Source organism: Streptomyces minutiscleroticus, assembly GCF_014650875.1.
GTDB classification, from domain to species: Bacteria; Actinomycetota; Actinomycetes; order Streptomycetales; family Streptomycetaceae; genus Streptomyces; species Streptomyces minutiscleroticus.
In genome coordinates, this window is record NZ_BMVU01000026.1 from 109,873 (window position 1) to 118,688 (window position 8,816).

The 8,816-nt window shown below is 71.5% G+C and carries 9 protein-coding genes; 8 read left to right on the forward strand and 1 reads right to left on the reverse strand.

The genetic code is table 11. From position 1 onward, the window contains the following. The first annotated feature begins 148 nt into the window (after positions 1-148). The 8 genes from IE271_RS23800 to paaE all read left to right on the forward strand — a co-directional run bounded on the left by IE271_RS23800 (position 149) and on the right by paaE (position 7,404). A complete protein-coding gene (locus IE271_RS23800; protein WP_190192443.1) occupies positions 149-1,003 on the forward strand; it encodes a tryptophan 2,3-dioxygenase in 855 nt (284 codons plus the stop codon). 261 nt (positions 1,004-1,264) lie between these two features. Next, positions 1,265-2,917, forward strand: a complete 1,653-nt coding sequence (gene ctaD, locus IE271_RS23805) for an aa3-type cytochrome oxidase subunit I (RefSeq protein WP_229919526.1) — start codon at positions 1,265-1,267, stop codon at positions 2,915-2,917. A 358-nt stretch (positions 2,918-3,275) separates the two neighbouring features. Continuing rightward, positions 3,276-3,488, forward strand: a complete 213-nt coding sequence (locus IE271_RS23810) for a hypothetical protein (RefSeq protein ID WP_190192445.1) — start codon at positions 3,276-3,278, stop codon at positions 3,486-3,488. Between the two features lie 162 nt (positions 3,489-3,650). After that, positions 3,651-4,637, forward strand: coding sequence for a 1,2-phenylacetyl-CoA epoxidase subunit PaaA (paaA, locus tag IE271_RS23815; RefSeq protein ID WP_190192446.1), 987 nt, complete (start codon positions 3,651-3,653; stop codon positions 4,635-4,637). Next, positions 4,634-4,936: a 1,2-phenylacetyl-CoA epoxidase subunit PaaB gene (paaB, locus tag IE271_RS23820; protein WP_190192447.1), complete on the forward strand. Its 303-nt coding sequence runs from the start codon at positions 4,634-4,636 to the stop codon at positions 4,934-4,936. The genes paaA and paaB overlap by 4 nt, the downstream gene beginning before the upstream one ends. Positions 4,937-4,946: 10 nt before the next feature. After that, positions 4,947-5,777, forward strand: coding sequence for a 1,2-phenylacetyl-CoA epoxidase subunit PaaC (paaC, locus tag IE271_RS23825; protein WP_190192448.1), 831 nt, complete (start codon positions 4,947-4,949; stop codon positions 5,775-5,777). Further along, positions 5,771-6,286 (forward strand): 1,2-phenylacetyl-CoA epoxidase subunit PaaD, encoded by a 516-nt coding sequence (gene paaD, locus IE271_RS23830; protein ID WP_190192449.1) that lies wholly within the window; start codon positions 5,771-5,773, stop codon positions 6,284-6,286. The genes paaC and paaD overlap by 7 nt, the downstream gene beginning before the upstream one ends. Next, positions 6,286-7,404: a 1,2-phenylacetyl-CoA epoxidase subunit PaaE gene (paaE, locus tag IE271_RS23835; protein ID WP_190192450.1), complete on the forward strand. Its 1,119-nt coding sequence runs from the start codon at positions 6,286-6,288 to the stop codon at positions 7,402-7,404. Before paaD ends, paaE begins: the two co-directional genes overlap by 1 nt. A 47-nt stretch (positions 7,405-7,451) precedes the next feature. Here the strand turns inward: paaE and pip are convergent, their stop codons facing one another. Then, entirely contained in the window at positions 7,452-8,432 is a 981-nt protein-coding gene (pip, locus tag IE271_RS23840; protein WP_190192465.1) for a prolyl aminopeptidase, read from the reverse strand. Positions 8,433-8,816: the final 384 nt, after the last annotated feature.

Genomic DNA, 8,816 nt, shown 5'->3' on the forward strand with positions numbered 1-8,816 from the left:
CATGTTTTCTCCGAGGTGTTCTCTCCCGGGTCTGCACACGCTTCCGGCCGGGCGCCCGCCACCCCGGAAACGAGAACGGTGCGTTTCACTGATCCGGCGACCGCCGAGGAGGCGATAGTTTGGCGCTCGCCAGTACGGAGGTGTACCCGTGCACGTCACCAACGGCGAGCGTCCGCTCGAAGACGGGATCAGGACCGATTTCAGCCGGTCCATGGACTACGGCGCCTACCTGGAGCTCGACGCCGTCCTCGGCGCCCAGCACCCGCGCAGCACGCCCGCGCACCACGACGAGATGCTGTTCATCATCCAGCACCAGACCACGGAGCTGTGGCTCAAGCTCGTCCTGCACGAACTGCTCTCCGCCCGGGACCTGCTCGACGCCGACGAACTGCCGGTGGCGCTCAAGCGGCTGGCCCGGGTGAAGGCGGTCCTGCGGACCATGACCGAACAGTGGTCCGTGCTGTCGACCCTCACCCCCAGTGAGTACGCCGAGTTCCGCGGGACCCTCGGCACCTCGTCGGGGGTCCAGTCGTACCAGTACCGCGCCGTGGAGTTCCTGCTCGGCAACAAGAACGAGCGCATGCTCGCCGTCTTCGCGTCCCGGCCCGACGTCCACCGCACGCTCTCCCGGCTGCTGGACGAACCCACCTTGTACGACGCCTTCCTGCGGCTGCTGGCCCGCCGCGGCCACGCGGTCCCGGCCGAGGTGCTCGACCGCGACGTGCGCACACCGTGGGTGGAGACGGCGGAACTGCTCCCGGTCTTCCGGCGGGTGTACGAGAGCACCGACACGGACTGGGACGTCTACGCGGCCTGCGAGGACCTGGTGGACCTGGAGGACGCCTTCCAGGTCTGGCGGTTCCGGCACCTGCGGACGGTCCAGCGCACCATCGGGATGAAGACGGGCACGGGCGGGTCGAGCGGTGTCGGATTCCTCCGGCGCGCCCTGGACCTCACCTTCTTTCCCGAACTGCTCGGCGTCAGGACGCTGATCGGCACCTGAGCGCCCCCGCCGGCACCGGCCGGCGGGCCGGGGGAGCGGGGCCGTTCGGCCCTGGGCGCCGGGGACTGTTCAGCCCTGTGCCCGCCCTCCCGCCACCACTGATCATGAGGCAGCCGGAACGGACCGGCTCCCGTGGCGCCGCGAGGACCGCCCGGTCCTCCGCGCGCCGTCTCCCGGATCAGTACAGCTGGAGGTCGCGTCCCCGTGGACGTCAATCACACGCATGGCCGCACACGGCACCCGCGGAGCACGACGGCCGGGGTGCCGGCGGCGGGGACCGGAACGGGCGCGGCCGTCCGCCCCGGTCCCCGCCACTCGTGGGTGGAGTGGCTGACCACCACCGACCACAAGAGGATCGGCACGCTGTACCTCGTCTCGGCGTTCGGCTTCTTCATGGTCGGCGGGGTGCTGGCCCTGCTCATGCGGGCCGAACTCGCCCGCCCCGGACTGCAGATCATGTCCGACGAGCAGTTCAACCAGGCGTTCACGATGCACGGCTCGATCATGCTGCTGCTGTTCGCGATGCCCCTGTTCACGGGGTTCGCCAACTGGATCATGCCGCTGCAGATCGGCGCCCCGGACGTGGCCTTCCCGCGCCTGAACATGCTGTCCTACTGGCTGTTCCTGTTCGGTTCGCTGATCGCGGCCGGCGGCTTCCTCACCCCGCAGGGCGCCGCCGACTTCGGCTGGTTCCTGTACGCGCCGCTGTCGGACGCCGTGCACTCGCCGGGCGTCGGCTCCGACATGTGGATCATGGGTGTGACGCTGTCCGGCTTCGGCAGCATCCTCGGCGCGGTCAACTTCATCACCACCATCGTCTGCATGCGCGCGCCCGGCATGACGATGTTCCGCATGCCGATCTTCACCTGGAACGTGCTGCTGACCGGCCTGCTGATCCTGATGGTCTTCCCGGTGCTCGCCGCCGCGCTGCTCGCCCTGGAGTGCGACCGCACGTTCGGCAGCCACGTCTTCGACGCCGCCAACGGCGGGGCCCTGCTGTGGCAGCACCTCTTCTGGTTCTTCGGCCACCCGGAGGTCTACGTCCTGGCCCTGCCGTTCTTCGGTGTCATCAGCGAGGTGATCCCGGTGTTCGCGCGCAAGCCGATGTTCGGGTACATGGGCCTGATCGGCGCGACCATCGCGATCGCCGGCCTCTCGGTCACCGTGTGGGCGCACCACATGTACGTCACCGGCGGTGTGCTGCTGCCGTTCTTCTCCTTCATGACGTTCCTGATCGCCGTGCCGACGGGGGTGAAGTTCTTCAACTGGATCGGCACGATGTGGAAGGGCAGCCTCTCCTTCGAGACACCGATGCTGTGGACGTCAGGCTTTCTGGTCACCTTCGTCTTCGGCGGTCTCACGGGCGTGATCCTGGCCTCCCCGCCGCTGGACTTCCACGTCTCCGACTCGTACTTCGTGGTGGCGCACTTCCACTACACACTGTTCGGCACGGTGGTGTACGCGATGTTCGCCGGGTTCCACTTCTGGTGGCCGAAGTTCACGGGCAGGATGCTGGACGAGCGCCTGGGCAAGATCACGTTCTGGACCCTGACGGCGGGCTTCCACCTCACCTTCCTCGTCCAGCACTGGCTGGGCGCCGAGGGCATGCCCCGCCGGTACGCGGACTACCTGGCCGCCGACGGCTTCACACTCCTGAACACCCTGTCCACGATCGGCTCGTTCCTGCTCGGCCTGTCGATCCTGCCGTTCCTGTACAACGTGTGGAAGACGGGCAGGTACGGCGAGCGCGTGACCGTCGACGACCCGTGGGGCTACGGCCGCTCGCTGGAGTGGGCGACCTCCTGCCCGCCGCCGCGTCACAACTTCGCCTCGCTGCCCCGCATCCGCTCCGAGTCCCCGGCGTTCGACCTGCACCACCCGGAGACCGCCGCCGACGGAGCCGCCGGGCGCTGACGCGGAGTGAACCCCCGGCCGGACCCTCCACGAGCCGGTGCTCCCCGCGCCCGCGGGTTCGTCCGGAACCGCGGGCGCGGGACACGGTGTTCCGTAGCCGTGCGTGCGCGGCCCCGTCGTACGCCGGGGATTTCGCGCTCCGGTCCGTACGCCCTCGGCGCGGGCGCTCGCGCCGCCGAACCGTCGTGCGCCCGGCTTGCGTGCTTGCATGGTGAAACAAGTCAGAAAGGTGCTTTGTCGCCAATTGTGGCCGCCCTTCTCCCCGCCCTTTTCGTTGCGCGCTACACAAGAGAGCGCAGCCGCACAGCCGTCGCCCGGTGGACCGGGCCGGTGGCGGTCCGACGGGAGGTCCGGGCACATGATGTTGACCATTGACGTGGCGCTGCTGCTGGCCGTCATCCTCGTGTTGCTGGTGCGCCGCCGTGTTCAGGCCCGGAGCAGGGTCGACCAGATGCTGTGCCTGACCGTGGCCGTCACGCTGGGCGTACTGCTCGCCCCGACCGCGTTCGGCCGGGCGGTCATCGACTTCGTGGCCCAGCTCGCCCAGGGGCTCTCGGGCGTCGGGCAGTGACGGCTCGTCCCCGAGCGGGTTCCCCGGTCCGGGGCGCTTCCGTGCCGCGGCCGCCCGGACGTCGTACCGTCCGGACGCCGTGCCGCCCGGACGGTTGCCGGGACCGGGGGTGCTCCGCGTATCATGGGCCGAACGAACGGTCGGTTGGGTTAGGGGATGCGGATGGCTGCGACGCAGGCGCAGGCGGCACCGGCGGAGGACGCCCCTCCGGAGCTGCGGGAACACTTCGACGCGACGATCGCGCGCGACCAGCGGATCGAGCCGCGCGACTGGATGCCCGAGGGGTACCGCAGGACGCTGATCCGGCAGGTGGCGCAGCACGCGCACTCGGAGATCATCGGCATGCAGCCGGAGGGGGAATGGATCACGAAGGCGCCCTCGCTGCGCCGCAAGGCGATCCTCTTCGCCAAGGTGCAGGACGAGGCCGGGCACGGGCTCTACCTGTACTCGGCGGCCGAGACGCTGGGCGCCGACCGCGCGGACCTCACCCGGCGGCTGATCGAGGGCCGGCAGAAGTACTCGTCGATCTTCAACTACCCCACCCTGTCCTTCGCCGACGTCGGGGTGATCGGCTGGTTCGTGGACGGCGCCGCGATCTGCAACCAGGTCCCGCTGTGCCGCAGCTCCTACGGGCCCTACGCGCGCGCCATGGTCCGCATCTGCAAGGAGGAGTCCTTCCACCAGCGGCAGGGCTACGAGCTACTGATGACGATGATGCGCGGCACCGACGCCCAGCGCGAGATGGTCCAGGACGCGGTGGACCGGTGGTGGTGGCCGTCACTGATGATGTTCGGCCCGCCCGACGACGCCTCGCCCAACTCCGCGCAGTCCATGGCGTGGAAGATCAAGCGGCACAGCAACGACGAGCTGCGCCGGCGCTTCGTCGACATGACGGTCCCGCAGGCCGAGAAGCTCGGTGTGACACTGCCCGACCCGGAGCTGCGCTGGAACGAGGAGCGCGGGCACCACGACTTCGGCACCCCGGACTGGGACGAGCTGATGCGCGTCATCAAGGGCGACGGGCCGTGCAACGCGCAGCGGATGGAGCGGCGCCGCACCGCTCACGAGGAGGGCGCCTGGGTGCGCGAGGCGGCCGCCGCGCACGCGGCCAGGCAGGCGGCCCGGGCGAGGAAGGAAACAGTGGCATGAGCGACACGCACACCCCCGAGGGCGACTGGCCGCTGTACGAGGTGTTCGTGCGCGGCAAGCGCGGGCTGAACCACGTGCACGTCGGGTCGCTGCACGCCGCCGACGACCGGATGGCGCTCACCCACGCCCGCGACCTGTACACCCGGCGCAACGAGGGCGTGAGCATCTGGGTGGTGCGCTCCGAGCACATCGCGGCCTCCACCCGCGACGAGAAGGACCCCTTCTTCGCCCCCAGCGCCGACAAGGTCTACCGCCATCCCACCTTCTACGACATCCCCGGCGACGTCCCGCACATCTAGGAGCAGGGAAATGAGTGACGACCACGTCTACCTGTCCCTGGCCGAGGAGCACGACGACGGCGACGCCCGCTGGGCGTTCGGGACCGGCTTCGAGGACCCGCTGCACGGTGTGGACACCTCCCTGCCCGCCGGGGTCGACGCGGCGGAGCTGGCCGCGTGCTGCCTGGCGCTCGGCGACGACGCCCTGGTCTCGGCCCAGCGGCTGGCCGAGTGGACCACCCGCGCTCCCGAGCTGGAGGAGGAGGTGGCGCTCGCCAACATCGGGCTCGACCTGCTCGGCCAGGCCCGCCTGCTGTACGCGCGCTGCGGCCAGGTCGACGGCACGGGACGTGACGAGGACGCCTACGCCTACTTCCGCGACGCCGGGGACTTCCGCAACGTGCGCCTGGCCGAACTGCCCAACGGTGACTTCGCCTTCTCCATGGTGCGGCTGCTGGTGCTCTCCAGCTGGCGCCTCGCGCACTTCGGGAGGCTCAGCGCCTCGCCCGACCCCGTACTGGCGGCCGTCGCGGCCAAGGGCGTGAAGGAGCTGGCCTACCACCGCCAGTACGCGGCCGAGTGGGTCGTCCGCCTCGGGGACGGCACCGAGGAGTCGCACCGGCGGACGCGTGCCGCGCTGACGCGGGTCCTGCCGTACATCGGGGAGCTGTTCACCGCTCACGACGCCCGGGAGGAGGTGGTCGCCGTACTGCGCCAGGTCACCGAGGCCGCCGGTCTCGCGCTGCCCGCCTGGCGGCCGCTGGCCGGCGCGGGCCGCGACGGCGACCACACCGAGCACCTCGCCCCGCTGCTGGCCGAGCTGCAGAGCGTGGCCCGCGCCCATCCGGGGGCGACATGGTGACGGTCCTCACCGGCGTCCGGCGCGCCCGGCACGTCGCCGAGCAGGTCCCGGACCCCGAGCTGCCCATGCTCACCCTCGCCGACCTCGGCGTCCTGCGCGGGGTGGGCATCGCCCCCGACGGCACGGTCGTCGCCGAGCTCACCCCGACCTACTCCGGCTGTCCCGCCATGGCCGAGATGCGCGCCGAGGTGGCCGCGCGGCTGCGGGCCGCCGGGTACGAGCGGGTCGAGGTGCGCACGGTCCTCGACCCGCCGTGGACCACCGACTGGATCACGGCCGCCGGGCGGCGCAAGCTCGCCGAGCACGGCATCGCGCCCCCGGGCCCGGCGCCGCGCCCCGCGTCCGGCCCGGTGCCGCTGGTGCTGTCCGCGACCCGGCGCGCGGTGCCGTGCCCGCGCTGCGGTTCGGCCGACACGCAGGAGACCTCCCGCTTCGGCGCCACCTCCTGCAAGGCGCTGTGGCGCTGCCGCGCCTGCCGCGAACCGTTCGAGTACGTCAAGGAGATCTGATGGAGGACCTGTTGGCACCCGGCACCGCCGCCCCCGGCGCGGTGCGGCGCGCACGCCGCCGCCCGGCCTTCCGCTCCCTGCGCGTGGCGTCGGTGCAGCGCCTGTGCGAGGACGCCGTCGCCGTCGGCTTCGACGTCCCCGCGGAACTGGCCGGGGAGTTCGCCTTCGCGCCCGGACAGTCCCTCACCCTGCGCCGCGAGGTGGACGGGCGCGACGAGCGCCGCTCGTACTCGATCTGCTCGCCGGCGGGCGCGCGGCCCCGGATCGGCGTGCGCGAGGTGCCCGGCGGACTGTTCTCCTCCTGGCTCGTGCGCGAGGTGCGGCCCGGCGACACCGTCGAGGTGATGGCTCCCACGGGCGCCTTCACGCCCGATCTCGGCACACCCGGCCACCACGTCCTGATCGCCGCCGGGTCGGGCATCACACCGATGCTGTCCATCGCCGAGTCCGTCCTCGCCGCCGACGACCGTTCCCGGGTCACCCTGTTCTACGGCAACCGCCGCACCGACTCGGTGATGTTCGCCGACGAGATCGCCGACCTGAAGGACCTGTACCCGACCCGCTTCCAGCTCGCCCACGTCCTGTCCAGAGAGCCCCGCGAGACCGACCTGCTCTCCGGACGGCTGGACGCCGGCCGGCTCGCCGCGCTCGTCGACGGCCTGGTCGACGTCGCGCGCGCCGACCACTGGTGGCTGTGCGGCCCGCACGGCATGGTCCGCGACGCGCACGAGGTGCTCGCCGGACTCGGTGTGCCCGGCGACCGGATCCACCAGGAGCTGTTCTTCGCCGACGAGGAGACGGTCCGGCCGGTGCGTCACGAGGAGGCGCGGACGGACGGCCCGGTCAGCCAGGTCACCGTCGTCCTGGACGGCCGCTCCACCACGTCCGCCCTGCCGCGCGACACCACCGTCCTGGACGCGGCGTCCCGGGTCCGCCCCGACCTGCCCTTCGCCTGCAAGGGCGGTGTCTGCGGCACCTGCCGCGCCCTGGTCACGGACGGCGAGGCCGACATGCGCCGCAACTACGCGCTCGAACCCGCCGAGATCGAGGCCGGCTACGTACTGACCTGCCAGACCTTCCCCGCGTCGGACACACTGACGGTCGACTACGACAGCTGAGCGGCGGGGCCGCCGAGCGGCAGGCCGGCGGCCCCTGACGCCCGCTGTCAGCGAACGGCCGCGAAGCGGTTCAGTGCCCGCAGTACGTGACCGCGGGTCCTGGCGCCGCCCAGATGGCCCGCGTCCTCCACGACGTGCAGTTCCGAGCCGGGCCAGGCGCGGTGGAGCTCCCAGGCGGTGAGGAGGGGGCCGCCCATGTCGAAGCGCCCGTGGACCAGGACCCCGGGGATGCCGGCCAGCCGGCCCGCCTCCCGCAGGAGCACACCTTCTTCCAGCCATGCCCCGTGGGAGAAGTAGTGGGAGCAGATGCGGACCAGCGCCAGCCGGGCGTCGGACGGACGGTCGCCGTACGGGTGGGCGGTGCCGTTCGTCTCCCCGGACAGGACCGCGTCCTCCCAGGCGCACCAGTCGGCCGTGGCCTTCTCCCGCACCGCGGCGTCGGGGTGCTCCGTCAGGCGGGCGTACGCCGCGACGACGTCACCGTCGCGTGGCGTACCGCCGGCTCCCGCGACGAAGCGCTCCCACTGTTCGGGGAAGAAGCGGCCGACGCCCCGGTAGAGCCAGTCGATCTCCGAACGCCGGGTGGTGGTGACACCGGAGACGACGATCTCGGACACGCGCTCCGGATGCCGCTCGGCGTAGGCCAGGAGGAGCGTCGAGCCCCAGGAACCGCCGTACAGCAGCCAGCGGTCGATCCCCAGGTGCTCCCGCAGCCGCTCCATGTCGGCGATCAGGTGCGGGGTGGTGTTGTGCCGCATGTCGGTCGCGGGGTCGGCGGCGTGCGGGGTGCTGCGGCCGCAGCCGCGCTGGTCGAACAGGACGACCCGGTACCGCTCCGGGTCGAAGTACCGGCGCGCGCCCGTGCCGCACCCCGACCCGGGACCACCGTGCACGACGAGCGCCGGCTTGCCGTCCGGGTTGCCGCAGACCTCCCAGTACACGAGGTTGCCGTCGCCGACGTCCAGCATCCCCGTCCCGTACGGCTCGATCGGCGGATACAACTCGCCCGCGTCACCCGTGCCGCCCATGCCCGACCACCCCTCACGTTCCAACGACACACCGGGAAAAGAAAGTTGGGTAAATGAGATCAACATCTGGTTGGATTGGGTAGGTGATCTTGCATACCTGTGCTTGAAAGGCAATCACTATGTCGTCCGTCCTCGACCGGGCCCCGGCCGTCGTTCCGCTGACCGCACTCCACAAGGAAGCGGAACCCTCCGGTGTGCCCGACGGGGACGCTGCGACGGCCCCGGCCGCCGCTCCCGCCGGTCCGCGCGTCGTGGTGGGGAGGCTGTGACCGTGTTCGTGCCCCGCTCCCGGCCCGAGGTCTCCTTCGACACCGTCGACACCGACGTGCTGCGTGTGATCGCCGATCCGCGCACCCCGGTGTTCGTCACCGTGCACGCCAACGG